This window comes from Parahoeflea alexandrii, from assembly GCF_024105735.1.
In the GTDB taxonomy this organism is placed as follows: Bacteria; Pseudomonadota; Alphaproteobacteria; order Rhizobiales; family Rhizobiaceae; genus Hoeflea; species Hoeflea alexandrii.
The window spans coordinates 793,227-818,765 of sequence record NZ_JAAAML010000003.1 but is presented as its reverse complement, the minus strand read 5'-3'; the positions used below and the strand labels follow the sequence as shown (position 1 = coordinate 818,765).

The window sequence follows — 25,539 nt, the reverse complement described above, 5'->3', positions numbered from 1 at the left end:
GACTTGCGACGGCGCCGGTCAACACCGGCAACAGGCCATCGCCTGAAATTCATGTTCACCGCGTCACACGCGGGTGTCATCTCCTGCCCGCATTGAAGCGGAAAGGAAGCTGGCGCGAGGAACGTCAGTCCCCCGCGCCTTCCAGGCTTTATTCAGCCGCGTCGGGCAATTCATCCGGTTCCGCGATACCGTCGATCTTGTTCGATTCCAGCTCGACATTGAGACCAAGCGACCGCATTTCCTTGACGAGAACGTTGAAGCTCTCGGGAATGCCGGCTTCGAAGGTGTCGTCGCCACGCACGATGGCTTCGTAGACCTTTGTACGGCCCGCCACGTCGTCCGACTTCACCGTCAGCATTTCCTGCAGGGTGTAGGCGGCACCATAGGCTTCGAGAGCCCAGACCTCCATTTCCCCGAAGCGCTGACCGCCAAACTGCGCCTTGCCGCCCAGCGGCTGCTGGGTCACGAGCGAGTAAGGTCCGATCGAACGGGCGTGGATTTTGTCGTCAACCAGGTGGTTGAGCTTGAGCATGTAGATGTAGCCCACGGTCACCGGTCGGTCGAAGGTTTCGCCGGTACGCCCGTCATAAAGCGTCGACTGACCCGAAACGTTGAGGCCCGCCTGCTCAAGCATGACGTTGATGTCGGCCTCGACCGCACCGTCAAACACCGGCGTGGCGATCGACACGCCGCGGCGTGTCTGCTCGGCCAGACGGACGATCGACGGATCATCATACTGCTTGATCGGCTCGCCCTTAGGACCGGTGCCGATGACGCTGTCGATGGTGTCACGCAGAGGCTGGATATCTCCACCCTCATTGTAGGCATCGAGCATGGCGCCGATCTGCTTGCCCATTCCGGCGCAGGCCCAACCCAGATGGGTTTCGAGGATCTGTCCAACATTCATGCGGGACGGCACGCCGAGCGGGTTGAGCACGATGTCGACATGGGTTCCGTCTTCGAGGAACGGCATGTCTTCACACGGCAGGATGCGGGAAACCACACCCTTGTTGCCGTGACGGCCGGCCATCTTGTCGCCCGGCTGGATCTTGCGCTTCACTGCGACAAAGACCTTGACCATCTTCATCACGCCAGGCGGCAGTTCGTCTCCGCGCTGGACCTTCTCGACCTTGTCCATGAAGCGGCTTTCCAGCAGCTTCTTGGAATCGTCGTACTGGGCACGCAGCGCTTCGATCTCGCCCTGCAGCTTTTCGTCCTCGACGGCGAATGTCCACCACTGCGACCGCGGATATTCGGCGATCGAATCGGCATTGACTTCAGCGCCCTTCTTGAAGCCCTTCGGTCCGGCGATGGCGGTCTTGCCGGCCAGCATGTCGGACAGACGGCCATAGACGTTGCGGTCAAGAATGGCCTGCTCGTCGTCACGGTCCTTGGCCAGGCGCTCGATCTCCTCGCGCTCGATGGCCATCGCACGCTCGTCCTTTTCAACGCCGTGGCGGTTGAAAACGCGAACTTCAACGATGGTGCCGTAGGTTCCTGGCGGCATCCGCATCGAGGTGTCGCGGACGTCGGAGGCCTTCTCACCGAAGATGGCGCGCAGAAGCTTCTCTTCCGGCGTCATCGGGCTTTCGCCCTTGGGCGTGATCTTGCCAACGAGAATGTCGCCCGGTGCGACTTCCGCACCGATATAGACGATACCGGCCTCATCGAGGTTGCGCAGTGCTTCTTCCGAGACGTTCGGAATATCGCGGGTGATCTCTTCCGGCCCAAGCTTGGTGTCACGCGCCATCACCTCGAACTCGTCGATGTGGATGGAGGTGAACACGTCGTCGGAGACGATGCGCTCGGAGAGAAGGATCGAGTCCTCGTAGTTGTAGCCGTTCCATGGCATGAACGCGACAAGCACGTTGCGGCCAAGCGCCAGATCGCCCAGGTCCGTGGACGGACCGTCGGCGATGATGTCGCCCTTGTTGAGCACATCACCGACAGTCACCAGCGGACGCTGGTTGATGCAGGTGTTCTGGTTGGAGCGCTGGAACTTCTGCAGACGGTAGATGTCGACACCCGACCGCGAGGCTTCGAGGTCCTCGGTGGCGCGGATAACGATACGGGTCGCATCGACCTGGTCGACAACGCCGCCGCGGCGGGCCGCGATGGCTGCGCCAGAGTCACGCGCCACAACCGGCTCCATGCCGGTACCGACAAACGGAGCCTCGGCGCGAACCAGCGGAACCGCCTGACGCTGCATGTTCGATCCCATCAACGCACGGTTGGCGTCGTCGTTCTCGAGGAACGGGATCAGGGCTGCAGCGACCGACACCAGCTGGCGCGGCGAAACGTCCATCAGGTCGATGTTATCACGCGGGGTAATCATCACATCGCCGGAATGGCGGCAGACGACAAACTCGTCGACCAGCTCACCGTTTTCGCTCAGCTCGGCATTGGCCTGTGCAACGAAGTACTTGGCCTCTTCCATCGCCGAGAGATAGATCACTTCCTTGGTGACCTTGCCGTCGGCAATCTTGCGGTAGGGGCTTTCGATGAAGCCGTATTTGTTGACGCGGGCGAAGGTTGCCAGCGAGTTGATCAGACCGATGTTCGGGCCTTCCGGCGTCTCGATCGGGCAGATACGGCCATAGTGGGTCGGGTGCACGTCGCGGACTTCGAAGCCTGCGCGTTCACGGGTCAAACCGCCCGGTCCAAGCGCCGAGAGACGGCGCTTGTGGGTGATTTCCGACAGCGGGTTGACCTGGTCCATGAACTGCGACAGCTGCGAGGAACCAAAGAACTCACGCACCGCGGCGGCAGCCGGCTTGGCGTTGATCAGGTCCTGCGGCATGACCGTGTCGATCTCGATCGAGGACATGCGCTCCTTGATGGCGCGCTCCATACGCAGCAGGCCAAGACGGTACTGGTTTTCCATCAGTTCGCCGACCGACCGCACACGACGGTTGCCGAGGTTGTCGATGTCGTCGATTTCGCCCTTGCCGTCACGCAGCGATACGAGCGTGCGGACAACGGCGATGATGTCTTCCTTGCGCAGAACCCGAACAGTGTCCTCGGCGTCGAGGTCGAGACGCATGTTCATCTTGACGCGGCCAACGGCCGAAAGGTCGTAGCGCTCGGAATCGAAGAACAGCGAATTGAACATCGCTTCGGCCGAATCCATGGTCGGCGGCTCACCGGGACGCATGACGCGGTAGATGTCGAACAGCGCTTCCTGGCGGGAGGTATTCTTGTCGGCTGTGAGCGTATTGCGGATATAGGCGCCGACATTGATGTGATCGATGTCGAGAACCTTGATCTCGTCGTAACCGGCCTCGATCAGATCGACCAGGTTGCCCTTGCGCTCACCGCTCTTGGCGTCGACCGCAAATTCCAGCTCATCACCGGCTTCAAGATAGACTTCTCCGGTTTCCGGGTTGACGATGTCCTCGGCCAGGTAGGACCCGACCAGATCGTCGTCGGTCGCCTTGATGAACTTGACGCCCTTCTCGGTGAGCTGCTTGAGCAACCGCGGAGTAAGCTTCTTGCCTGCCTCGACGACAACCTCGCCGCTGTCGGCATCGATCATGTCGGTGGTGGCCTTCTGGCCCTTGAGGGTCTCGGGCTGGAACGGAATCCGCCAGCCATCACCGTCACGCGCATAGATCGAATGCGTGTAGAAGGTCGACAGGATTTCCTCGGCATCCATGCCGAGCGCCATAAGAAGCGACGAAGCCGGAATCTTGCGGCGGCGGTCGATACGGGCGTGAACGATGTCCTTGGCGTCAAACTCGATGTCGAGCCAGGAGCCACGGTAGGGAATGACGCGTGCGGCGAACAACAGCTTGCCAGAGGAATGGCTTTTGCCCTTGTCATGGTCGAAGAAGACGCCCGGCGAGCGGTGCATCTGTGAAACGATCACTCGTTCGGTGCCGTTGACGATGAAGGTGCCGTTGTCAGTCATGAGCGGCATGTCGCCCATGTAGACATTCTGTTCCTTGATGTCCTTGATCGACTTGGCGCCGGTGTCCTCGTCGATATCGAACACGATCAGGCGCAGCGTCACCTTCAGCGGTGCGGCGTAGGTCAGATCGCGCTGACGGCATTCCTCAACGTCGAACTTCGGCAGTTCGAATTCGTAGGACACGAATTCCAGCATCGCACTGCCGGAAAAATCGGAAATCGGGAAAACCGATTTGAAAACTGCCTGCAATCCTTCGTCAGAACGGCCGCCGAGCGGCTCGTCCACCATCAGAAACTGGTCGTAAGACGCCTTCTGAACCTCGATGAGGTTCGGCATATCCGCCACTTCCGGGATTTTTCCGAAGATCTTGCGTACGCGCCTGCGACCGTTGAAGGAAAGGGTCTGAGCCATCGTCGCTCCTTGTCAATTTGCATCCGGGCCTGCAACAGACGAACGCCGCTGGCCAAGCGACTCCGTCATATAAATGAATTCGTTCAATCTCGTTTCATTTCCCAGAACGGCGCGGCCGGAGTGCCTTGCAGCCTGGTTAGAAACCATCCTTTTGAAGAACCCATTACCCAAAAGCCGTTTTCAGGCTTTTGGGTAATCCGTTCGTCAACAAATGCGTCCGGGAACGGGCAAATACCGCTCCCGGACACAGTATCGGTCTTACTTGACGTCGACCTTTGCGCCGGCGTCTTCAAGCTTCTTCTTGATGTCGTCAGCTTCGCCCTTGGAGATGCCTTCCTTGACAGCCTTCGGAGCAGCTTCGACCAGATCCTTGGCTTCCTTGAGGCCGAGACCGGTGATAGCGCGGACTTCCTTGATGACGTTGATCTTGTTGGCGCCGGCTTCGGCGAGGATCACGTCGAATTCAGTCTTCTCTTCAGCAGCTTCAGCAGGAGCAGCAGCGCCACCAGCAGCAGCAACGGCCACCGGTGCAGCGGCGGAAACGCCCCACTTTTCTTCAAGCATCTTGGACAGCTCAGCAGCTTCCAGGACGGTCAGGTTGGAAAGGTCTTCCACGATTTTGGCGAGATCAGCCATTTTCTTACTTCCTTGTATTCGGTTCGAACCGGTTTTGAACTATTAACAGCGAAGTTCCGCCTTATGCGGCTTCGTCCTTCCGGGCATACGCGCCGATGACGCGCGCCACCGCACCAGCGGGTGCGTTGACGATCTGGGCGATGCGCGTTGCTGGCGTCTGAATCATGCCAACAATCTTTGCGCGGAGCTCGTCGATCGACGGCATCGTGGCAAGCGCCTTGACCCCATCTGCGTCGAGTACTGTCGCCCCCATCGCGCCACCAAGGATGACCAGCTTGTCGCTGACCTTGGTGAACTCGACGGCGATCTTTGGAGCGGTCACCGGATCATCGCAATATGCGATGAGCGTCTGACCTTCGAAGAGATCTGCGACCCCTTCTGACTCCGTGCCCTGAAGAGCGATCTTGGCAAGGCGGTTCTTCGCGACCTTGACGGTGCCTCCGGCTGTGCGCATGCGCGACCGAAGGTCGTTCATTTGCGCAACCGTAAGACCGGCGTAGTGGGCCACGACAACCGAACCGGCGTTGGTGAAAACACCGTTCAGTTCCGCGACGAATTCGCGTTTTTCCGCTCTATCCACTGCGTTTCTCCAGTTGGCAGATGATGCACGCACCACCTGCCGGGTTTGCCTTTGCCGCCAGGGATTCCAGAAGAACCCGCAAGCGACGCTTGAGGATCCTGTCCCCTTACGCCGGCACCGATAGACGGCAGCGGCCCAAGGCAAGCGAGGTTCGAACCGTAGGAGCATTCACTCCTGAAAACGGATCTTACCCGTCTCATGCAGGTTGGAAAATTAAGGCATGCCGAAAGTGACACACCACCTGCAATCTCGGACAGGGAGCCCGGAATTGCTTCCGGACCTTTCCGGCCCGAAGGCCGAAAACTGAAGAAAACCGGATATGTATCCGGTTTTCCTAATATTTCAGATCAGGCGACGCTGAGCGACGACGGATCAATCTTGACGCCAGGGCCCATGGTCGACGAAATCGCCACGCGCTTGACGTAGTTGCCCTTGGCGCCGGTAGGCTTGGCCTTGACGACGGCATCGGCGAAAGCGCGGATGTTCTCTTCGATCTGCGCGGAGCCGAAGGAAGCCTTGCCGATGCCGGCATGGACGATACCAGCCTTTTCGACGCGGAACTCGACAGCGCCACCCTTGGAGGCGTTGACTGCGCCGGTGACATCCATGGTCACGGTGCCGACCTTCGGGTTCGGCATCATGCCGCGCGGGCCGAGAACCTTGCCGAGACGACCGACGAGCGGCATCATGTCCGGCGTGGCGATGCAACGATCGAAATCGATGTTGCCGGCCTGTACGGTTTCGACCAGATCTTCCGCACCGACCACGTCTGCACCGGCAGCACGGGCTTCGTCAGCCTTGTCGCCACGGGCGAAGACGGCAACGCGGACGGTCCGTCCGGTGCCGTTCGGCAGATTGACCACACCGCGAACCATCTGGTCGGCGTGACGCGGGTCGACGCCCAGGTTCATCGAGACTTCGATGGTCTCGTCGAACTTGGCAATTGCGCGTTCCTTGATCAGGGACACGGCATCACCCAGCGGGTAGAGCTTGTTGCGGTCAACGCCCTCGTTGACCTTCTGCATGCGCTTTGCAATCTTGGCCATGGTCTTATCCCGTCACTTCCAGGCCCATGGAGCGGGCGGAGCCCTCGACCATTGCCATCGCGCCTTCGATGTCGGCGGCGTTAAGATCCTTCATCTTTGCTTCGGCGATCGTGCGGACCTGGTCGCGCGTGATCGAGCCTGCAATCTCCTTGCCCGGGGTCTTGGAGCCGGACTTGAGCTTGGCTTCCTTCTTGAGGAAGTAGCTCACGGGGGGCTTCTTCATCACGAAATTGAAGGACTTGTCCTGGTAGTAGGTGATGACGACCGGAATCGGCATACCCTTTTCCATTTCCTGGGTGGCGGCATTGAATCCCTTGCAGAATTCCATGATGTTGATGCCGCGCTGACCAAGTGCCGGACCAATCGGGGGCGACGGAGTCGCCGAACCGGCCGGAACCTGCAGCTTGAGTTGGCCTGCAACTTTCTTAGCCATTTTCTCTCTGCCTCTCGTTATGGCGATGCATGACACATCGCCTTGTGCCGGAACACCGGCGGCTGCGGTTGCGTGGTTCGGTCCGGATGCCGGCTAAAGCAACCTCACCTCCCACGCGGATGCGTCACCGGGAACTCCGGCAACGCAAAAGCCCGTGCGCGTTCTCTACACGAAAACGCGTGCGGGCAAGCTGGCGTCAGACCTTCTCGACCTGACCGTATTCGAGCTCGACCGGGGTGGCCCGACCGAAAATGGACACTTCAACCTTGAGACGCGAGCGCTCCTCGTCGACTTCCTGAACGGTTCCGTTGAACGATGCAAACGGACCGTCGGAAACACGCACCTGCTCGCCGATCTCGAAAGCGATGGAGGGCTTTGGCCGCTCAACGCCTTCCTGAACCTGGGTCAGGATACGCTCGGCCTCGGAATCCGGAATCGGAACAGGCTTGGAATCGCTGCCAAGAAACCCGGTAACCTTCGGCGTGTTCTTGATCAGGTGAAAGGCCTCGTCGGTGAGGTCGGCGCGCACCATGACATAGCCGGGAAAGAACTTGCGCTCAGCGTCGACCTTGCGACCGCGACGCACTTCCACGACCTTCTCGACCGGCACGAGAATCTTTTCAAACAGATGGCTCAAGCCTTTCTGGCGAGCCTGCTCTTCGATCGAATCCGCAACCTTCTTCTCGAAGTTCGAGTAGGCGTGGACAATATACCAGCGTGCAGTCATGTTTTCCCCTGCCTCAAGCGCCAACGTTCAGAATGAGCCCGATCGCCCACCCCAAAGCCTGGTCGGCCGCAAAAAAGAAAATGGACGCAAGCAGCACCATGACGAGAACCATGATCGTCGAGATCGAGGTTTCGCGGCGCGAAGGCCATTTCACTTTCGCAGTTTCGGCACGAACCTGCTGGAGGAATGTAAACGGATTTGTTTTGGATGCCATTGTCTGTCCACGCTTTTACGGCGCGTAAAGCCGGTCTCCCAGCTCCACGCACCGCGTGTCTGTTAATGTCTACATAAAGCCCGATTCTTCAAATCACAAGAGGGGATCGGGCTTTTTTCGTCCGGAGCCGGCAAACTGGCCCGAAGATTGCTCTTCAAATCCGGCTTGCCGGGCTGGCAGGGGCAGCAGGACTCGAACCTGCGACCTACGGTTTTGGAGACCGTCGCTCTACCAACTGAGCTATACCCCTAGGCCGGTGGCGGACCTGATAGCGTCAAAAGCACAGGGAATGCAAGAAAGAAGTGACGGCAATCAGCGCGGCGTGTCACTTTTCTCCACAGTTGCCGATCTGGCATGGCAAACAGGCCCTCGGGCAACCGGAGAGCGGGTCGTTGCCCCCATGCCGCCCGCCCCTCCCTGCCCTGTCAGATGCCGCGTCCGGCACCACTTGCACCGACCCGATCTATCGGGCCTGCTCTCAGGCCTGCCACTCGGGTCTTCTACGCCGGTCGGTCATGCCGGTCCGTCACCCGGCACCGCGCTCGAGCGCCGCAATGTCTCCCCCGGTGATCGCATCGACATTGTGTCCGATCCATTCGAGATCCCAGTCCCACCAGGCGATGTCCAGGAGCCGTTCAACAACATCCTCCGGGTAGCGGTGTCTGATCACGCGCCCGGGGTTGCCCCCGACAATCGCGTAATCGGGGACATCGACCGTAACCACCGCGCGGGCGGCGATGATCGCGCCATGGCCGATACGCACACCGGGCATGACCAATGATTCGAAGCCGAACCAGACATCGTTGCCGACAACGGTATCGCGCCGGTTGCCGATCTGGGCGGCATAGCCGCCGATCAGATCCGGATTGAACACCGCGAAGGGATAGGTGGAGAAACCGTCCATGGCGTGATTGGCGGAACTGGTGATGAAGCGCACCCCGTGGGCGATCTGACAGAACCTGCCGATGGCAAGCTGTTCGGGTGCGCCGGGATACAGATAGGGCGCAAGCGCGGCAGCGTAATCGCCGGGCGCATCGAAACCGGAGTAATAGCTGTGGTCACCAATGGTCATATTGGGATGATCGATCACCTGATTGAGGTGAACTGTGCCGGTGTGGGGACTGCCATCGGGCAAAATGATGGGATGACGCGCGCTCGCGTCGAGAAAGGGACGGGGCATGGATCTGCTCTTTCGATCTGAACTGGGATATTCCGGATTTTCAGAACAGGGTCTTGTTCACCGCCGCCTCCATGGCTTTTTGATGCCGCGCCCATTCACGGCTCAGATCGCCTGTTTAGCGGCGGCAGCGCTGCACTTCAACCCGGCACTTCGGACTTGTTACCAAGGGCACAGTCCCGGTTGAGGCCGGTTCCGGGCGCATTTTCAAAAGTGCACCTGAGCGTCGGCGGGTTGCCGCACTGGCGCTCGAGCGCCTTGAAGCCCGCACACTTTCCAGTCGCATTGATCCTGTAGCCGGGTCCCCCCTTGCAACCGCAGCCCTTGCAGGGCAGACGCTCCGGGCAGCGGGCATGGCTCTGCTCGACAGGTACAGCCATAAAAGCCAGCGCCAGAATGACTACGCCGCATTTGCCCCAATACATGCCGAACGCCCCTGCCCCTTGACCAGCCCCTCGATCAACCGTGAGTATGCAGAACAATCAAACTCGCGCCAACCCAGTCGGCTTGCCCTCTCGGTTTAACCGTCACAGCTATCTGCCAGCGAGAACGCGGGCCTGAGAGCCCGCGCTGGTGTTTTCATCCAAGCGCCGGCGGCTTCTGCCCTGGCGGCATCAGATCGATCCAGCTGCAGAGCAAAACAAAACGCGCCTTGCGGCGCGTTTTGCATTCTCATTCAATGTCGTCGGCAAGCTTGCGCCACCGACGAGACGATCATCGATTACTCGATGATCGTAGCGACGATGCCGGCGCCGACGGTGCGGCCGCCTTCGCGGATGGCGAAGCGCAGCTTCTCTTCCATCGCGATCGGCACGATCAGCGAAACTTCAGCCGAGATGTTGTCGCCCGGCATCACCATTTCAGTGCCTTCCGGCAGCGTCACGATGCCCGTCACGTCGGTCGTGCGGAAGTAGAACTGCGGACGGTAGTTGGTGAAGAAGGGCGTGTGACGGCCACCCTCTTCCTTGGTCAGGATGTAGGCTTCCGCGGTGAACTTGGTGTGCGGCTTGACCGAACCGGGCTTGCACAGAACCTGACCACGCTCGACGTCCTCACGGCCAACGCCGCGAAGCAGTGCGCCGATGTTGTCGCCGGCCTGGCCCTGGTCGAGCAGCTTGCGGAACATTTCAACGCCGGTGCAGGTCGTCTTCTGGGTGTCGCGGATACCGACAATCTCGATTTCCTCGCCAACCTTGACAACGCCACGCTCGACACGGCCGGTCACAACGGTACCGCGGCCCGAGATCGAGAACACATCTTCGATCGGCATCAGGAACGGCTGGTCGATCGGACGCTCAGGGGTCGGGATGTAGTCGTCGACCGTCTTCATCAGAGCGCGGATCGCGTCTTCGCCCTGGGCCTTATCGCCATCGTTGAGCGCCACAAGCGCCGAGCCCTTGGTGATCGGAATATCGTCGCCCGGGAAGTCGTAGGACGAAAGCAGCTCGCGCACTTCCATCTCGACGAGCTCGAGCAGCTCCTCGTCGTCGACCTGGTCGACCTTGTTGAGGAACACGACCAGCGAAGGAACGCCAACCTGACGGGCAAGCAGGATGTGCTCGCGGGTCTGCGGCATCGGGCCATCGGCAGCCGAAACCACCAGGATCGCGCCGTCCATCTGCGCCGCACCGGTGATCATGTTCTTCACATAGTCGGCGTGGCCGGGGCAGTCGACGTGGGCGTAGTGACGCGCTTCGGTCTCATACTCGACGTGAGCCGTCGAGATGGTGATGCCGCGGGCCTTTTCTTCCGGCGCTGCGTCGATCTGGTCGTAGGCCTTGAAGTCACCGAAATACTTGGTGATCGCAGCCGTCAGCGATGTCTTGCCGTGGTCAACGTGACCAATCGTGCCGATGTTTACGTGCGGCTTGTTGCGCTCGAACTTACCCTTTGCCATAGTCCTGTATCCTGTAATTCTGTTGGCAGACTGTGGATCCGGAGGCGTTAGACCCTGATCCCGCGAGAAGTCAACGCGACATAAGGCTTTCGCTCTTGTTTCGCAAGTAAAAATCTCGGCTCCCGGAAAGCCGCCGATCCGTGGCATTCTGCCCCATCGGCATTCCGCCGAGGCCGTTGCGAGGGCTCGATTGCGGCCACCGGAACTCTTGATTTCGACTACGGAAACCCTGGAGCCGATAGCGGGAAGCGAACCCGCGTACTCGGCTTGGCAAAGGAAGGTGATTCTACACCCCGAACAGGCAAAGGCTGCCGATCTGGGAGCCAGGAGCCAGGGTACAGGAGACAATAGCCAGGACGTCGTAGCGGTTGATGATCTCAATCAGGGAAAGACCATTGGCACCTCTACACTGATCTCGCACACGCCGAAGCATCATCGCCTCTATAGCTGAGACCGTACGTCTCTCCCGGGTGCTGGTCCGGGTGGTTCGGAACGGACCTGTGACGGTTGCTTCGGATTGCTCCTTCCATTTTCGGGATCGTCAGAAAACCCGGACGGCAACCGCCGCCTGAGGCGGTTTGACTTGACCTCGCGACGCCATCGACCTATTTTCTGAGTGTTCACTCAAATTAATCAGGTGCCATATGAACCGCCCCGTTTCCAGCCGAGATATCCCCATCCCCGAGACTTGGGATCGTTGCGGCCTTCCAGGCTGGACCTACCACAGCAAGGCGTTCCTTGAGCTCGAGAAGCAGGAATTGTTTCGCAGGCACTGGCAGATTGCCTGCCATGTGTCAGATCTCCCGGACCCTGGAAACTACATCGCCTTTGACATGTGCGGCGAACGAGCGCTCGTGCTGCGCGGGGCTGATGGCGAGGTACGTGCCTTTCACAACATGTGCCGGCACCGCGGCGCCCGGGTGGTGGCCGATGAGAAAGGTGCCTGCAAAGGCGCGCTGGTCTGCCCTTTCCATGGCTGGGTCTACAATCTTGATGGCTCCCTGAGAGGAGCTGCGCGGCCGAAATCCTTCCCGGAACTGGACAAGGTTGAATTCGGGCTGCAGCCGCTTGAAGCCGAAATATGGAACGGGTTTGTCTTTGTCCGCTTTGAGCCGGGTTCGCAGGCCTCGGTGGCCGAGCTGTTCGCACCGTTCGCCGATGAGACTGTCCACTTCGATATGAGCAGCCTGGTTCCCGCAGGAGAGATCTGGACGATGGTGTCCAAGGTCAACTGGAAATCGGTACGCGACGTCGACAATGAAGGCTATCACGTGGCGCTGGCCCATCCCGCGCTTCAGGATCTGTACGGCCGGTCCTATTTCGATGAGCCCTTTGTCGGGGGCATGTCGAGATCCTATGCCGAGTGCAACGAAAACGGCCGGCGCTGGAGCGTTCGCAATTACCTCAAGCTCATGCAGCCGCGCCCGAACATGCCCGAGCACCTCAAGCGCGCCTGGGTCTATTACGGCTTGTTCCCAAATGCGGTGATTGCGGTGACACCCGAACTCGTCCAGTTTTATCAGGAGTTTCCTTTGTCGACGGGAGAGACGCTTCTGCGTGGCTCGATCTACCGCTACCGGGATGAGACCCGGCAGCAGACGCTCGCGCGAAAGCTCGCCATCCGTATCGACAATGAAACAATGGGCGAGGATGTACGGCTGACCGAATGGTCAAACGAGGCCATGAACTCGAGCGCCTTCAAGGGCTTCTATCTCTCCGATCTGGAGTACGGCGTACGCAGCCATCACGATCATCTGCGTGCGGTGCTGCCGGTCAGCAAACTTGACGAACGGCCATCTGAAGACGATGTCGCCCGACTGAATGAAGAGATGGCCACGGGCACCTGATCCAGCTCACACCTTCTGTTTCCAGTCAGTGCAAGGTCGCGACCGGCCGCAACCATCAATGCGACCGGCGCGCGCAAGCAATCCATGCAAGCGCGCTGACAGACGCCGGCTCAGGAGCGCGCCCGACGTCTCAGCCATTCCAGATGCCTTCGTGGCGCAAGTCGCGCATGGTCCGTGAAATCCCTTCATGGAGAATATCGGCCATGCTGTCGATCTGATCGCGGGTGATCACCAGCGGCGGGGACATCACGCACATGTGCACCAGCGGCCGCACCAGCAGGCCCAGTTCCTGGCAATGGCGGTCGATCCGGACACCGACTTCCGTGTCCAGCCGGATAGGATTATGGCTTTCCCGGTCCGCGACGCATTCGACGCAGGCCATCAGTCCCATTCCGCGAACTTCGCCGACCAGTTCGAGCTCTTCCAGCGCCTTCATCCTCTCATGAAAATAGGGCGTGATCCCGCGTGTGTACTCAAGCAACTCGTCTTCGAGAATGTCGAGGTTCTTCAGGGCCACAGCGCATCCGATCGGATGACTGGAATAGGTGAGACCATGAGCATACATCGCTTCGGGATGATTGGAGGCGCGGAGTCCTTCAAGCAGGCGGTCCGAAACCACCATCCCACCGAGAGGAAAGTATCCCGACGTCACACCCTTGGCAAAGGTGATGATATCGGGAACCACGTCGAAGCAGGCTTCGGAGGCGAACACGTGGCCAAGCCGTCCGAAGGCTGTCACAACCTCATCGGCGATGAACAGAATGTCGTGCTTCGTGCAGATCTCGCGAATTGCCTTGAAATATCCATCCGGCGGAACGATCACGCCGCCCGAGGCCATGATCGGCTCACCGACAAAGGCTGCGATGTTTTCGGCGCCGTGTTCGTCCACCGCAGCAGCAAATTCCCTGACCAGTTGATCCCTGAAATCCTCGATGCTCATTCCATCGGGACGACGGAACGGATCGGGGCAAGACAGGCGAATGGTGAGTTCATCGGCAAAGTCCATCCAGTTCCTCGACCGTTGGCTGCCGTTCAGGGTCGCAGACAGGTAGGTGCTGCCGTGGTATCCGCCATCACGGCAGATGATCTTCTTCTTGCCTTCCAGACCGCGGACATTGTTGTAGAATTGCGCAAACCGCAGAGCGCTCTCCACCGCCGTCGATCCGCCTGTCGTGAAAAACACATGGTTGAGGTCGCCGGGCGCATGACCGGCAATGCGCCGGGCCAGTTCCGCCGACGGCTCGTTGGAGGTGTACCAGGGTGAGTTGTAGGACAACTCCATCGCCTGTTCCTTGAGCACGTCAGCCAGCGCCTCGTTGCGATGCCCGACATTGGTGCACCACATCCCCGCCGGACCATCGATCAGCTTGCGCCCCCTGTCGTCATGGACATAAACCCCCTCGCCCGAGCCAAGCATGCCGCGAGCTTCTGCGCCAACAGAGCCCGCCGAGGGCCATGGCTGGATCAGGTGATCGGCGGCATCCTGGGTGGCCTTTTCAAACATCCTGTTGTGCGTTTCGGGCATGATGCGGACTTTCCGGAGGATTTGTCGGGCGCCAGACTTTTCAACAGCCCGCTGCGCCAGATGGAGCTGTTATTGAATGGCTGTTCAATCAATTTGGCAGAAAAACGGCTTGCATTCAACTGCCTTTTGACTTCCTATTGAAGGGTGCCGATGCGGTCGTTCCGATCGCAACAGGACCCCGAATGCGGGATCGTTACGACCGGAATTCCCGGCCAAATCGAGGAACTGAATTTGGATCCGTCTGCCCCCATCCTGCCAGTCCAGCGCACCGGTCGAGAATCGATCTCCCGGTTCCTCCGCTCGGAAACAGGCAAGGGCTGGCTGACGATCTCCCCGCCTTTGCTTTACGCCATGCTGCTGCTGATCGGGCCGATCATCGTCATTGTCGCAAACAGCTTCTGGTCGCAGGATTACCTGACCATCGACCGTACGTTCACGCTCGAAAACTACAGGGCGGCGCTGACCGAACCGATCTATCGCGACCTTCTGATGCGCTCCTTGTTCATCTCGGTGACAGTTGCCTTCGTCACCGTCGTGCTGGCCTATCCGATCGCCTGGTTCGTTTCCTTTTATGGCGGTCGCTACAAGGGGCTCTGGCTGTTCATCATCACCGTACCGTTCTGGTCCGGTTATCTGTTGCGGATCCTGTCCTGGAAGGTGATCCTCGGCTACAAGGGCGTGCTCAACACCGGCCTTATGCATCTCGGCGTGATCACCGAGCCGTTGAGTTCGCTGATCTACAATGTCAACGCGGTGATCATCACGCTTGCGCACAGCTGGGCCGCGTTTGCGATCCTGCCGCTGTTCGTCTCGCTCGAGAAGCTCGACCGGTCTCTGCTGGAGGCCGCAGCCGATCTGGGCGATGGACCCGTGCGAAGATTTCTTCGCATAACGCTGCCGTTGACCATACCAGGCATCATCGCAGCCCTGATGATCGTGATGATCCCGACGGTTGGCGACTATGTCACGCCGAAACTTGTCGGCGGCAAGGACGGCGTCATGATCGCCAACGCCATTCAGGTCCAGTTCGGCAGGGCCTCGAACTGGCCGCTCGGCGCGGCGCTGGCCGTGAGCACCATGATCATCGTTTCGCTGGTTGCAGGCACAATCGTCCTGGCACTTGCCGGCCTCAAGAGGCTGCTCAAATGAGGTTCCTTCCCTCGCCCAGGCGGCTGCTCGCGGTCTATGTGATACTCTACGTAGCGATCCTGTATTTTCCGGTGCTGCTGCTTCCGGTCTTCTCTTTCAATGATTCCGCGACGCCGAAGCTTCCCCTGGTCGGGTTCACCTTCAGATGGTACGAATCCCTGGCTGGAAATGCTGCCATGCAGGGTGCAGCCTGGAACTCGTTGATTGTCGGGGTGAGCGCGGCGGTCTTGAGCACGGTTCTGGGAATCTGCGCCGCGCGCGCCATTACCCGCCATCGATTCCGCGGCAAGGGCCCGGCCAGCGCCCTTATCATGGCGCCCCTGATCCTGCCCGAGATCATCATCGCCATATCGCTCTTGGTGGTCCTGCTCGGCCTCGGGCTGCAACTGTCGCTCGTCACTGTGATCCTGGGGCATCTGCTCATCTGCCTTCCCTATTCGGTCACGGTCTTGGTTTCGGGATTTGAGGGATTTGATCCCAGCATGGAGGAGGCCTCGCGCGATCTGGGAGAAACATCCTTTGGCACGCTCAGGCGGGTAACACTGCCGATGCTTGCGCCGTCGATCGTCTCCAGTCTGTTGGTCACCTTCACCATATCGCTCGACGAGTTCATCCTCGCATTTTTCCTGAGCGGCACCGAGCCGACCCTGCCTGTCTACATCTGGGGTCAGTTGAGGTTTGCCGCCAAGCTTCCGAACGTGCTGTCGCTCGGCTCCATTCTCATTGCTGCGTCGCTTGTGCTGCTCACGGCGGCAGAAATCTTCCGGCGCCGGGCGGAACGCAAAATGGAGCTCCGCCCATGACGGACCATGCGACACTACCCCAGACACAAACCAGCCAGGCCCCAACGCCATGACCACCTCCCCGATGATCGAGATCCGAAATGTCGACAAGAACTTCGGCACCTTCCGAGCGCTCGACACGCTGAATGCAACAATTGGTGAAGGCGAGTTTTTCTCGCTTCTCGGGCCCTCCGGTTGTGGCAAGACCACATTGCTGCGGATGATCGGTGGATTCGACGACCCATCCTCGGGAGAAATCCTGATCGGCGGCAGATCCATGGCGGGGATTCCGCCGAACCTCAGACCCACCAACATGGTGTTTCAGAGTTACGCAATTTTTCCCCATCTCAATGTTGCAGAGAACATCGCCTATGGCCTCAAGCGGCTCAGGCTGGGGCGCGCGGAAGAAGAGAAGCGCGTCAAGGAAGCCCTCGACCAGGTCGAACTGTCGGAGCTTGGTCCGAGAATGGGCAATCAGCTCTCCGGTGGACAGCGGCAGCGGGTGGCCCTTGCCCGGGCGCTTGTGATGCGCCCGAAGGTCCTGCTTCTGGATGAACCGCTTTCGGCACTCGACAAGAACCTGCGCGAACAGATGCAGGTGGAACTCAGGCATCTGCAACGCCAGATCGGCATCACATTCGTGCTGGTCACGCATGACCAGTATGAAGCACTGAGCATGTCGGACAGGATCGCGGTGATGTTCGGAGGTCAGATTGCCCAGATCGCCGAACCCAAGGAGATCTACCAGAACCCCGCCACAAGGCAGGTCGCCGACTTCCTCGGCGGCATGAATTTCCTGACCTCGTCCCACCTTTCGGTCAACGGCAAGAACTTTGCCGCGACGCTGCCCGGCATCGGTGACATTACCGGACATCTCGCAGGCAAGACAATCTCCGACCCCGCGAAGGCGATCATCGGGATCCGTCCGGAGCGCCTGCGGATCGTCTGGGAAGGCGAAACCGCCGATCCCATCGTCACCGGCAAGGTCGCCGACCGCAATTACTTTGGAGAGGTAACTTCGCTCGCGGTGAACATAGAGGGACAGAACCAGCACCTGTCGATCGTCGAGACCAACGACTTCGGGGCTGACGATATCCCGGTCGGTTCGGACATCCGGATCACTTACGACCGGGATGCGTTCATCGTCATGCAGGGCTGACCGGAACCTTCGCCCGAGCTGCTCAGGGGACAAAAAAGGCGCCCATTTGCCGGCGCCTTTTTCGAGTTCTGATTGTGAATATCGTGATCAGTATCCGGCTTTGATCTTCTCGAATTCAGCGATCATTTTCTGCTTCAGTTCCACCGGGACCGGAGACTGGAAAAGCGTCTTGTCGACGAACGAGTCCACGTCATCGTACCCAGCGCCCTTGAGTGTTTCGGCGTCAATGGCGGCCATGCCTTTGGCGTTGCCGTGGCCGTAGCCCCATTCGGTGACGATGTAGGAGGAAACCTCCGGAGCAAGGGTGGCATTGAGGTAGTCATAGGCCTTGTCCTCGCTGCCTTCGCCGCCTTCCAGCAGCACGTAGCCACAAACCCATGTCGACAGCCCCTCGTTGGTGTCCTTCTTGATTGCCACCGGCACTTCATCGGCCTGCAGGGTGGTCGCGGTTTCGTTCCACGCCCAAGCCAGATCCACCTCCTCGCCGGCCATCGCCTGGCTCAGCTCGGTGTTGTCGGTCCAGTAGATACGGACATTCTGGTGCACCTCTCGCAGGAACGCCGAGGCCTTCTCGAATTGCTCATCGGTCATGCCCGACCAGTCGGTCACGCCGATTGCGAGAGACGCCAGCGCATAGGCATCATCAACATTGTCGGGGATCGAGACGCGATCCTTGAACTTGGGGTCCGCAAAGGCCTTGAGCGACTGGATCTCGGATTCGTTCACCTTGTCGGTCCGGTAAGTGACCGCGGTGTTGCCCCATTCGAATGGCACAAGCCAGGCCCTGCCGTCCTCAGTCGTCATAAGATCCTGCATGGTCTTGAAGCCGGGCAGGATGTTGTCCCACTCGGGAATGCGCGAGGTATCGAGAGGCTTGAGCATGCCGGCGTCCCGCCATTTCGTGACGTTCTGCGAGCAGGGATGAGCCACATCGGCCTTGAAACCGGTGCGAAGTTTCTGAAATGCTTCATCCTCGTCGCCGAAGAACGCGAAGGTCGGCGACGTTCCGTGCTTTTCCGCATAGGCGGGATGGAACGCGGGATCCTCATAGCCGGCCCAGTCGAAGACCGTGAGCTCACCATCTGCCGCGGATGCGACCATGGGAGCGGCGCCGAGCGAAAGCGCGGCAGCGAAACTGAAAACCAACCCTCTGGATGTTGTTCTAGTTGTCATTCCTATCTCCTTCATTCGTCTTCTGCGTGGACAATTAACGGTGTTCCGTCATCTGCGAAGTGCCTGGGAAATATCGTGCAAAGCATATCAAGAACGACCTTCAGCGCGGTCTCGCGCTTGTAGTCCTTGCCAAAGAGCATCATTCGCAACCACAGGCCCTCCTGCATTGCGTAAATCGCATCCCCGGTGCTCTGTGAATCGTAGAGGTAGCCCGCCTCCTGTTTTGCCCTGCGGCAGATCGTTGTCAGCGTGGTGCGGTACTTGTCATCCCGCTCCCAGGCGAGCTTCTGATAGTTCGGCCGGGACTTGGCCTCGGTGATCAGTGCGAACCAAGCCGCAAGTTTGCGATGCGTGCAGATCTTGCGGTCAAGATCGGCCGTCACCAGTGCAAGCAGCTGCGAGGCGGTGTCACTCTTGGCCTTGCTCACCATGGCCATCCAGTTGGCCGTGTACTCGTCCTGCAAGTGCCTAATGGTTTCGCTCAGCAGATTGTCCTTGCTGGTGAAATGGAAATTCACGATGCCGCGTGACAAGCCGGCCCCGTCGGCCACATCCGCCAGTGTCGTGGCCGCATAGCCCCGCTTTGCCAGCGAATCTATCGTGGCATTGATGAGTTGCTCGCGACGCAAAGCCTTGGGCTCACGCCGCCTTGATGCTTCCGCAGCCTGTGTATGCGGAGCCGGGTTTTCTCTCTTGTCTGACTGGCTCAATTTGATTCTCCCTGATCGCAAGAGCGTCAGTCTAAGGTTTCATACCGAAAACATGAGTGGGACAATGCTCGCCGCTATCGAGCACGACCTGCATCGCGCTCCATGTCGTGATGTTCTTGTCGACATAGTCCGAGCCGACTGCTTCTGCGACCGGCTGGTACAGGGGTCCCTTGAGCCGCTCGAGCTCGAGCTGCGCGACGCCGCGGTACCAGGCATTGCGGTTGACTGTCCGCACATTGACGAAACCCGCCTGCTTCATCGCGCCCTCATAGCGAGACGCCGACGCCATGCCGAAGCTCAGCCCCTCGGCTTCCAGATAGACTCGCATCGCCTCGGATGGTTCTCCGTCATGTGACGTGAGCCAGTCGCTCGCGGCAAACAGCCCGGCAGGCCTGAGCACACGATGAATGTCCGCAAACAGCGCTTCCTTGTCGGCCACGTGTACGAGCGCATCCTTGGAGAACACGATGTCGAAGCTCTCGGCAGGAAACGGCAAGGGTCCGGGGGCGCCGCGTACGAAGCGCGCCCGATCTGCAAGTCCCTGCTGCGCGGCACGTTCCGTCGCCAGGTCGACGACCGGCTGCTCGACGTCAAAGCCGACTATCTCGGCAAGCTCGTATTCGCGGGCCAGGAACAGAGTGATCCCCCCCGACCCGCAGCCGAGATCGAGCACCCGCTTGCCGCTGAAGTCCAGATCCGCCACCACTCGGCGAACCTCGTCGGGCCCGCCTGGCGACAGAAAACCCTCGCCCCACAGCGCCTCAAGAAAGCGTATCGCGGTGTCGTCATACTCCGGCGCGACCTCATCCTGAGGATGTGCGGAATGCGCCGTTGCTGTCGAATCGGGATTGCCATCCGTCATTATGGATCGTGTTCCTCACTCGTTCGCGATTGCCGAATTATTGGCGGAATGATCCGACAATGCAACAAATTTGTTGAACGTTCATTCAATAACGGGGAACAGCGTCATCATCTACGATCGGTTTTCGCAAACGTCGGAGGAGGCTTGCGGCGACAGACGGCGGGCTCGACATCCCCTCTCACCAAGATATTGATCACCCTCCGCGCGCATGCAGGAACGCGGAGAATCCGACATGGCCCTGGAAGCGATGACCGACCGGTTCAGAACCGATGCGCGTGTTGCGGAACAAGTAGACGCAGGTGTGACTTTGCTGATTCCAGCGCCTCTATCCTGGTGATCGGCTGGCTCTGCATGTGCATCTGAAGCCAGAGTCCGTCGGTGAAGGCATCGATTGAATTGGTCAGCAACACCGGGTCTGGGCCGCCACCGGTCTCAACAAGCTCCCGGCAGCTTTCCAGCATTGCCTGATGGCGCTCTTTCTCGGCCTCGACGCAGATCTTGTTGTAGAGCGGCTTGGCGCCGGCCTCGCCCCAGAACGAAAACCAAAGGGCCAGCATTTTCTGGCTGCAGATCTCCGGGCTCAGGTCAACCCGGATGAGGCCGAGGATCCGTTCAAGCGGATCGTCGGCTGACATCGCATCGTGCCAGGCATGACCATACTCCTGCAGAAGCCTCGACAGCGTCTCGGCCAGCAGACCGTCCTTGTTTTTGAAATGGAAGACCAACACACCCTGCGAGACGTCCGCTGCGGCCGAAACATTGGCAAAGGTCGTTCCGCTGATCCCATGGCGGGCGATTACTTCGACCACGGCTTCGATAACCCGAGCCTGCGTGCGACTGCTGGTCGGTGAGACTTTCCGGACATCTTTCTGAGGCGTCATACGCGTTGTCTATCCCACCATCCGAAAAGATGACAGAACATTTTTTTGACTGAACGCTCAGTTTATTCTAGCTTCGGTTTTTTTGTAACTGGAGCAGGCCATGAAATATGACGCGATTATCGCAGGCGCCGGGCACAACGGTCTCACCGCCGCCTGTTTCATGGCGCGGGCCGGTTTGAAGACCCTGATCGTCGAGAAGGAAAACCACGTTGGCGGCGCGGCGGTCAGCCTGTCGCTGACGCCAGGCTGGACCTATTCGAACTGCTCCTATGTCTGCTCGCTGCTCAGGCCCGAGATCATCCGGGCGCTGGAGCTGCCCAAGCACGGCCTTCAGGTCATCCCCTACGAGGGCGGCGGCGTGTTCAACTCGAAAGGCGACTACTTCGCCTACATGTCCGACCATGATGCGCTGCGCAGAGAGTTGATCCGCCACTCTCCCCGCGACGCCGACGGCTATGAGCGCTATTCCCGCGCGGTGATGCGCCAGTGCAAGTTCATCAAGCCGCTGCTCCTGCGCACCGCACCGGACCCGGCTTCGGTCAAGCCCCGCGACATCTCGGAGTTGCTCTACATCCTCAAGAGGTTTCACAATCTGGGGCCGCGCGAGATGGCTGAAACCGTCCGCTTCTGGACAATGTCGATCGCCGAATATCTCGACCAGTACTTCGAGACCCCGATGATCAAGGCCTATATCGCCGGCTCCGGCATCATCGGCACCGGACTCGGCCCCTACTCGCCCGGCACGGCCTATGTGCTCTTGCACCACTACATGGGCGAGGTTGACGGTGCCATCGGCGCCTGGGGCTTTGCCCGCGGCGGCATGGGCTCGATCACCCAGGCCATGGCCCGGTCGTTCGAAGCTTCGGGCGGCGAGATCCGCACCGGTTCCGGCCTTGACCGCTTCATCATCAAGGATGGCAAAGTCCGTGGCGTGGCACTCGAAAACGGCGACGAACTCTACGCCGAAACGGTTGTCTCAGGCATGGACGTGCGCCGCACCTTTGTCGATCACACCGACGAGAAGGAACTGCCACAGGAGTTCGTCAAGGGTGTGAAACGCTACCGCTTCCGCGGTTCGTCGGGAAAGCTCAACGTGGCGCTCGATGGCATGCCGAGCTTCACCGGCGCGCCCAAGGACGCTTCGTTCCTGCGCGGAGACCTGCATTTCCTTGATGACATGGAAGAGATCGAACGCGCCTATGACGACTGGAAGGACGGCAAATGGTCGGCCAGCCCCTATGTCGATTTCCTGATCCCGACCCAGATCGACCCGACCATGGCCCCACCCGGCAAGCACTACGCCACAATCTTCGTGCAATACGCGCCCTATGAGCTGGCGAACGGCGAATGGGACGACACAAATCGCGAGGCCTTCGCCGAAACCGTGATCTCCAAGATCGAGCGCCACAGCCCGGACTTCCGCAAGCTGATCGTCCACAAGGAGATCCGCACGCCGAAGGACATCGAGGATCAGGTTGGCCTGACCGAGGGCAACATCTTCCAGGGGGAGCTCACTTTCGACCAGTTGCTGTTCAACCGTCCGGTGCCCGGCTATGCCCAGTACCGCTCGCCAATCAAGGGGCTCTACATGTGCGGTTCCTCCACCCATCCTGGCGGCGGCGTCATGGGCGCGCCCGGCGCCAATGCCGCGCGTGAGGTGCTGAGCGATCTCGGCCACAAGATCGACATGGGGATGTCGGCATGAGCGCGCGCTACGACGCCATCGTCATCGGCGCCGGCCATAATGGTCTCGTTGCCGCCGCCGTGCTTGCGCGCAAGGGCAAGAAGGTGCTGGTGCTGGAAGCCCGTGACCATTTGGGCGGCATGCTCGGCGACCCGGACTTTCGGGTCGCCCCCCAGCCCTACGCGCTTCGGCCGGAAATCGCCAGGGTGCTGCAATTGGACCAGAAACGGCTCCACGGCGCAAAGCCGGTCGAGACGCTCGCAATTTCCTCCGAAGGAGCACCGTTGAGTATCATTGGCGGACAGGTAAGCGGCACCGATGCCATCACGGAACACGACTACGCCACCTTTCATGCCCGCCTTGGCCGACAGGCACAGGCGCTCGGCGTGATGATGCTGCAATCCCCGCCGGGCCTCGGCAAGGCAAGTTTTGGTGAAATGGCCGGACTGGCCAGGATGGCGTTGAAGATGCGCCTGCTCGGCAAGACCGAAATGCGCGACCTCTTGCGCATCATCCTGTCCAACGCCTGGGATCTGCTGAACGACGAAATCGGCGACGGGCCACTGGCGGGTGTCCTCGCCATGGACGCCACGCTTGGCGGCGCAATGGGGCCGCGCTCGCCCGGCACAGTGCTCTCACTGCTTTATCGCATGGCTTCACAATCCTCTCACGGCCATGGCCTGAGGGTGATGCCCGAAGGCGGTCCGGACGCTCTGGTCAAGGCCCTGAGCCATTGCGTGACCAGCGCCGACGGCGAAATCCGCACCGGTGCACCCGTGGCAAGAATTCTGGTCGATCAGGACAAGGCGGCAGGCGTACGGCTTCACTCCGGTGAGGAGATCGCGGCTCCCCTGGTGCTCTCCAACGCCTCGCCCAAGTTCACGCTGATGACGCTGCTGGGTGTCGAGCATCTCGATGGCGAGTTCGTCCGGCGCTGCCGTAACATGGCATCCAAAGGCATGGTCAGCCGTCTCGATTTCGATATTGGAGAAATGCCGCCGCTTCACCATGGCGGCAAGATCGAGCATGGTCAGAGACTGGTGTTCGCGCCCACCATGGAGGTGATCGAGACAGCCTTCAATGCGGCCAAATATGGCGAAATGCCGGAACGTCCAGTGTTCGAAGCAACCTATGATGCCGCAGCCAAACGGCTCTGCGTCACCGCACAGTTCACGCCTCATGATCTCAAAGGTGGCTGGACCGATGACTCCAAGTCAAAACTCGCACGCTCGGTTATGGCGGCTCTGGAAGATGCCCTTCCCGGCCTGTCCTCCGGTATCACCGGAAGCCGCGTGATGTCGCCCGTCGACATCGAAACCGGTTACGGCGCGTCGGGCGGGCACTGGCACCACGGCGAGTTGCGGGTCGACCAGCTCCTGATGCTGCGGCCGTTCGATGGAGCGGCCCAATACCGCATGCCGGTCAAGGGCGTCTATCTTTGCGGCGCAGGCGCCCATCCCGGAGGCGACATTTCCGGCGCTCCCGGCTTCAATGCAGCGCGCACAGCACTTCGCGACGGGGGACACTGAGATGGCTACCAAGGCAAAACCAATCGCGCAGGTCGCCCTCGGGCTTGAACCCGGCCCCTTTCATGAACGCCTCGTCGCCCATAACCGCCAGCAGTCCTGGGTCAACTGGATGGGCTACGCCTCCCCTTCGGTGCTCGACAATGTCGAATTCGAATATTTCGCCATCCGCAATCAGTCGACGCTGTTCGACATTTCTCCGATGTGCAAATACGCGATCACCGGCCCCGATGCGGAGACCGTGGTCAACCGGCTGGTGACACGCGACATTCGCAAGCTCAAGCCGGGCCGGGTCGCCTACTGCATCTGGTGCGACGAGGACGGCAACGTCGTTGATGACGGAACGGTCTTCCGCCTGTCAGAGACCGAATTCCGGCTCTGCTGCCAGGAGCCTCAGCTGTCCTGGCTCGAAGATATTGCCTGGGGCTTTGATGTTTCCATCAGCGATGTCACCCGCGATATCGCAGGTCTGGCGTTGCAGGGTCCGACAAGCTGCGCCCTGCTCAAGGATCTGGGGCTTGCGGGCATCGAGACACTCAAGACTTTCGGGATCGCCGGATTTGAAATAGCCGGCTCCGTTGTCACCATCTCGCGCACCGGCTTCACCGGCGATCTCGGCTACGAGCTCTGGATCAGGCCTGCTGATGCGTTGAAGGTCTGGGACGCGCTGATGGGTGCCGGAAAGCTTCGCGGCCTGCGTGTCATCGGTTACGAAGCGCTCGAGATGGCCCGCATCGAGGCCGGGTTCCTGCTGCCCAAGGTGGATTTCCTCTCGGCTCAGACCGTGCTCAGAGCGGACCGGGCCAACACCCCCTACGAGCTCGGCCTTGAGTGGCTGGTGGCGCTCGACAAGCCGCATTTCAACGGCCGCCGCGCCCTTGTCGACCTGTCAAAACAGACGCCGCGACGCAAGCTTGTCGCGATCGAGATCGAGCGCGACAAGCCCGCCCATAATGCGCTGGTCTATCACCGGAAGAACCGCGAAGTAGGCATGGTCACCTCAGCACTGTGGTCGCCGACCTGCAAGCGCAATATCGCCTATGCCTGGCTCGACGCGCCCTATGGACAGTCGGTCACCGACGATCTCTGGGTCGAGATCTATCTGCAGAAGGAAATCCGCTGGCAACGCCGCATGGTGCGCTGCAAGCTGGTCGACAAACCGTTCTTTGCACACCCGCGCCGCACCGCCACGCCGCCTGCAGACCACTGA

General features: G+C 60.0%; 21 protein-coding genes and 1 tRNA gene. 7 read left to right on the top strand and 15 right to left on the bottom strand.

Translation table 11 applies throughout. The annotated features are described in order from the left end of the window. Positions 1 to 148 precede the first annotated feature (148 nt). The 10 genes from rpoB to tuf form a co-directional block, all read right to left on the bottom strand. Positions 149 to 4,321 carry a DNA-directed RNA polymerase subunit beta gene (rpoB, locus tag GTW23_RS18940; RefSeq protein WP_152009062.1) on the bottom strand — a complete coding sequence of 1,391 codons (4,173 nt, stop codon included), beginning with the start codon at positions 4,319 to 4,321 and terminating at the stop codon, positions 149 to 151. A gap of 258 nt (positions 4,322 to 4,579) precedes the next feature. After that, positions 4,580 to 4,957, bottom strand: a complete 378-nt coding sequence (gene rplL / locus GTW23_RS18935) for a 50S ribosomal protein L7/L12 (protein ID WP_152009063.1) — start codon at positions 4,955 to 4,957, stop codon at positions 4,580 to 4,582. A 61-nt stretch (positions 4,958 to 5,018) separates the two neighbouring features. Continuing rightward, the gene (rplJ, locus tag GTW23_RS18930) at positions 5,019 to 5,537 is read right to left on the bottom strand and encodes a 50S ribosomal protein L10 (protein ID WP_152011534.1); all 519 of its coding nucleotides are present in this window, start codon (positions 5,535 to 5,537) and stop codon (positions 5,019 to 5,021) included. 347 nt (positions 5,538 to 5,884) lie between these two features. Continuing rightward, positions 5,885 to 6,583, bottom strand: coding sequence for a 50S ribosomal protein L1 (gene rplA / locus GTW23_RS18925; RefSeq protein ID WP_152009064.1), 699 nt, complete (start codon positions 6,581 to 6,583; stop codon positions 5,885 to 5,887). A gap of 4 nt (positions 6,584 to 6,587) precedes the next feature. Continuing rightward, positions 6,588 to 7,016, bottom strand: a complete 429-nt coding sequence (gene rplK / locus GTW23_RS18920; protein WP_152009065.1) for a 50S ribosomal protein L11 — start codon at positions 7,014 to 7,016, stop codon at positions 6,588 to 6,590. 196 nt (positions 7,017 to 7,212) lie between these two features. Next, positions 7,213 to 7,743, bottom strand: a complete 531-nt coding sequence (gene nusG, locus GTW23_RS18915) for a transcription termination/antitermination protein NusG (protein WP_007197093.1) — start codon at positions 7,741 to 7,743, stop codon at positions 7,213 to 7,215. Positions 7,744 to 7,756: 13 nt separating this feature from the next. After that, on the bottom strand, positions 7,757 to 7,957 hold the full coding sequence (secE, locus tag GTW23_RS18910) for a preprotein translocase subunit SecE (RefSeq protein ID WP_152009066.1): 201 nt from the start codon (positions 7,955 to 7,957) through the stop codon (positions 7,757 to 7,759). 174 nt (positions 7,958 to 8,131) lie between these two features. Further along, positions 8,132 to 8,207 (bottom strand) — tRNA-Trp (locus tag GTW23_RS18905). Between the two features lie 276 nt (positions 8,208 to 8,483). Next, a complete protein-coding gene (locus GTW23_RS18900) occupies positions 8,484 to 9,137 on the bottom strand; it encodes a CatB-related O-acetyltransferase (protein ID WP_252916908.1) in 654 nt (217 codons plus the stop codon). 718 nt (positions 9,138 to 9,855) lie between these two features. Further along, the gene (gene tuf, locus GTW23_RS18895; protein ID WP_152009084.1) at positions 9,856 to 11,031 is read right to left on the bottom strand and encodes an elongation factor Tu; all 1,176 of its coding nucleotides are present in this window, start codon (positions 11,029 to 11,031) and stop codon (positions 9,856 to 9,858) included. Between the two features lie 644 nt (positions 11,032 to 11,675). On the opposite strand from tuf, the gene GTW23_RS18890 reads away from it, so the two are divergent. Then, positions 11,676 to 12,878 (top strand): aromatic ring-hydroxylating oxygenase subunit alpha, encoded by a 1,203-nt coding sequence (locus GTW23_RS18890; protein WP_252916907.1) that lies wholly within the window; start codon positions 11,676 to 11,678, stop codon positions 12,876 to 12,878. A gap of 130 nt (positions 12,879 to 13,008) precedes the next feature. On the opposite strand, the gene GTW23_RS18885 is transcribed toward GTW23_RS18890, so the two are convergent. Next, positions 13,009 to 14,403 carry an aminotransferase gene (locus GTW23_RS18885; protein ID WP_252916906.1) on the bottom strand — a complete coding sequence of 465 codons (1,395 nt, stop codon included), beginning with the start codon at positions 14,401 to 14,403 and terminating at the stop codon, positions 13,009 to 13,011. 282 nt (positions 14,404 to 14,685) lie between these two features. On the opposite strand from GTW23_RS18885, the gene GTW23_RS18880 reads away from it, so the two are divergent. The 3 genes from GTW23_RS18880 to GTW23_RS18870 all read left to right on the top strand — a co-directional run bounded on the left by GTW23_RS18880 (position 14,686) and on the right by GTW23_RS18870 (position 17,493). Further along, complete coding sequence (locus GTW23_RS18880; RefSeq protein WP_252917009.1) at positions 14,686 to 15,552, top strand: ABC transporter permease; 867 nt, start codon at positions 14,686 to 14,688, stop codon at positions 15,550 to 15,552. Continuing rightward, positions 15,549 to 16,355 carry an ABC transporter permease gene (locus tag GTW23_RS18875; protein WP_252916905.1) on the top strand — a complete coding sequence of 269 codons (807 nt, stop codon included), beginning with the start codon at positions 15,549 to 15,551 and terminating at the stop codon, positions 16,353 to 16,355. Before GTW23_RS18880 ends, GTW23_RS18875 begins: the two co-directional genes overlap by 4 nt. A gap of 64 nt (positions 16,356 to 16,419) precedes the next feature. After that, the gene (locus GTW23_RS18870) at positions 16,420 to 17,493 is read left to right on the top strand and encodes an ABC transporter ATP-binding protein (RefSeq protein WP_252917008.1); all 1,074 of its coding nucleotides are present in this window, start codon (positions 16,420 to 16,422) and stop codon (positions 17,491 to 17,493) included. Positions 17,494 to 17,580: 87 nt separating this feature from the next. On the opposite strand, the gene GTW23_RS18865 is transcribed toward GTW23_RS18870, so the two are convergent. The 4 genes from GTW23_RS18865 to GTW23_RS18850 all read right to left on the bottom strand — a co-directional run bounded on the left by GTW23_RS18865 (position 17,581) and on the right by GTW23_RS18850 (position 21,119). Continuing rightward, positions 17,581 to 18,666, bottom strand: coding sequence for an ABC transporter substrate-binding protein (locus GTW23_RS18865; RefSeq protein ID WP_252916904.1), 1,086 nt, complete (start codon positions 18,664 to 18,666; stop codon positions 17,581 to 17,583). A gap of 11 nt (positions 18,667 to 18,677) precedes the next feature. Next, a complete protein-coding gene (locus GTW23_RS18860) occupies positions 18,678 to 19,376 on the bottom strand; it encodes a TetR/AcrR family transcriptional regulator (protein WP_152009091.1) in 699 nt (232 codons plus the stop codon). Between the two features lie 31 nt (positions 19,377 to 19,407). Further along, positions 19,408 to 20,238 (bottom strand): methyltransferase domain-containing protein, encoded by an 831-nt coding sequence (locus GTW23_RS18855; RefSeq protein ID WP_152009092.1) that lies wholly within the window; start codon positions 20,236 to 20,238, stop codon positions 19,408 to 19,410. Positions 20,239 to 20,498: 260 nt separating this feature from the next. Further along, a complete protein-coding gene (locus GTW23_RS18850) occupies positions 20,499 to 21,119 on the bottom strand; it encodes a TetR/AcrR family transcriptional regulator (RefSeq protein ID WP_152009093.1) in 621 nt (206 codons plus the stop codon). A gap of 100 nt (positions 21,120 to 21,219) precedes the next feature. On the opposite strand from GTW23_RS18850, the gene GTW23_RS18845 reads away from it, so the two are divergent. Genes GTW23_RS18845 through GTW23_RS18835 form a run of 3 tightly spaced genes read left to right on the top strand, consistent with a single transcriptional unit; the run spans position 21,220 to position 25,539 of the window. Beyond that, on the top strand, positions 21,220 to 22,824 hold the full coding sequence (locus tag GTW23_RS18845) for a phytoene desaturase family protein (RefSeq protein ID WP_252916903.1): 1,605 nt from the start codon (positions 21,220 to 21,222) through the stop codon (positions 22,822 to 22,824). Continuing rightward, positions 22,821 to 24,332: a phytoene desaturase family protein gene (locus tag GTW23_RS18840; RefSeq protein ID WP_252916902.1), complete on the top strand. Its 1,512-nt coding sequence runs from the start codon at positions 22,821 to 22,823 to the stop codon at positions 24,330 to 24,332. Before GTW23_RS18845 ends, GTW23_RS18840 begins: the two co-directional genes overlap by 4 nt. 1 nt (position 24,333) lies before the next feature. After that, positions 24,334 to 25,539 carry an aminomethyl transferase family protein gene (locus tag GTW23_RS18835; RefSeq protein WP_252916901.1) on the top strand — a complete coding sequence of 402 codons (1,206 nt, stop codon included), beginning with the start codon at positions 24,334 to 24,336 and terminating at the stop codon, positions 25,537 to 25,539.

Bases quoted from the DNA above. Each gene is read 5' to 3' on its own strand.
- GTW23_RS18840 (WP_252916902.1), top strand. From the start codon at position 22,821: ATGAGCGCGCGCTACGACGCCATCGTCATCGGCGCCGGCCATAATGGT.
- GTW23_RS18855 (WP_152009092.1), bottom strand. From the start codon at position 20,238: ATGACGGATGGCAATCCCGATTCGACAGCAACGGCGCATTCCGCACAT.
- GTW23_RS18835 (WP_252916901.1), top strand. From the start codon at position 24,334: ATGGCTACCAAGGCAAAACCAATCGCGCAGGTCGCCCTCGGGCTTGAA.
- GTW23_RS18865 (WP_252916904.1), bottom strand. From the start codon at position 18,666: ATGACAACTAGAACAACATCCAGAGGGTTGGTTTTCAGTTTCGCTGCC.
- tuf (WP_152009084.1), bottom strand. From the start codon at position 11,031: ATGGCAAAGGGTAAGTTCGAGCGCAACAAGCCGCACGTAAACATCGGC.
- GTW23_RS18885 (WP_252916906.1), bottom strand. From the start codon at position 14,403: ATGCCCGAAACGCACAACAGGATGTTTGAAAAGGCCACCCAGGATGCC.
- GTW23_RS18850 (WP_152009093.1), bottom strand. From the start codon at position 21,119: ATGACGCCTCAGAAAGATGTCCGGAAAGTCTCACCGACCAGCAGTCGC.
- secE (WP_152009066.1), bottom strand. From the start codon at position 7,957: ATGGCATCCAAAACAAATCCGTTTACATTCCTCCAGCAGGTTCGTGCC.
- GTW23_RS18890 (WP_252916907.1), top strand. From the start codon at position 11,676: ATGAACCGCCCCGTTTCCAGCCGAGATATCCCCATCCCCGAGACTTGG.
- nusG (WP_007197093.1), bottom strand. From the start codon at position 7,743: ATGACTGCACGCTGGTATATTGTCCACGCCTACTCGAACTTCGAGAAG.
- GTW23_RS18845 (WP_252916903.1), top strand. From the start codon at position 21,220: ATGAAATATGACGCGATTATCGCAGGCGCCGGGCACAACGGTCTCACC.
- GTW23_RS18875 (WP_252916905.1), top strand. From the start codon at position 15,549: ATGAGGTTCCTTCCCTCGCCCAGGCGGCTGCTCGCGGTCTATGTGATA.
- GTW23_RS18870 (WP_252917008.1), top strand. From the start codon at position 16,420: ATGATCGAGATCCGAAATGTCGACAAGAACTTCGGCACCTTCCGAGCG.
- rpoB (WP_152009062.1), bottom strand. From the start codon at position 4,321: ATGGCTCAGACCCTTTCCTTCAACGGTCGCAGGCGCGTACGCAAGATC.
- rplA (WP_152009064.1), bottom strand. From the start codon at position 6,583: ATGGCCAAGATTGCAAAGCGCATGCAGAAGGTCAACGAGGGCGTTGAC.
- rplK (WP_152009065.1), bottom strand. From the start codon at position 7,016: ATGGCTAAGAAAGTTGCAGGCCAACTCAAGCTGCAGGTTCCGGCCGGT.
- rplL (WP_152009063.1), bottom strand. From the start codon at position 4,957: ATGGCTGATCTCGCCAAAATCGTGGAAGACCTTTCCAACCTGACCGTC.
- GTW23_RS18900 (WP_252916908.1), bottom strand. From the start codon at position 9,137: ATGCCCCGTCCCTTTCTCGACGCGAGCGCGCGTCATCCCATCATTTTG.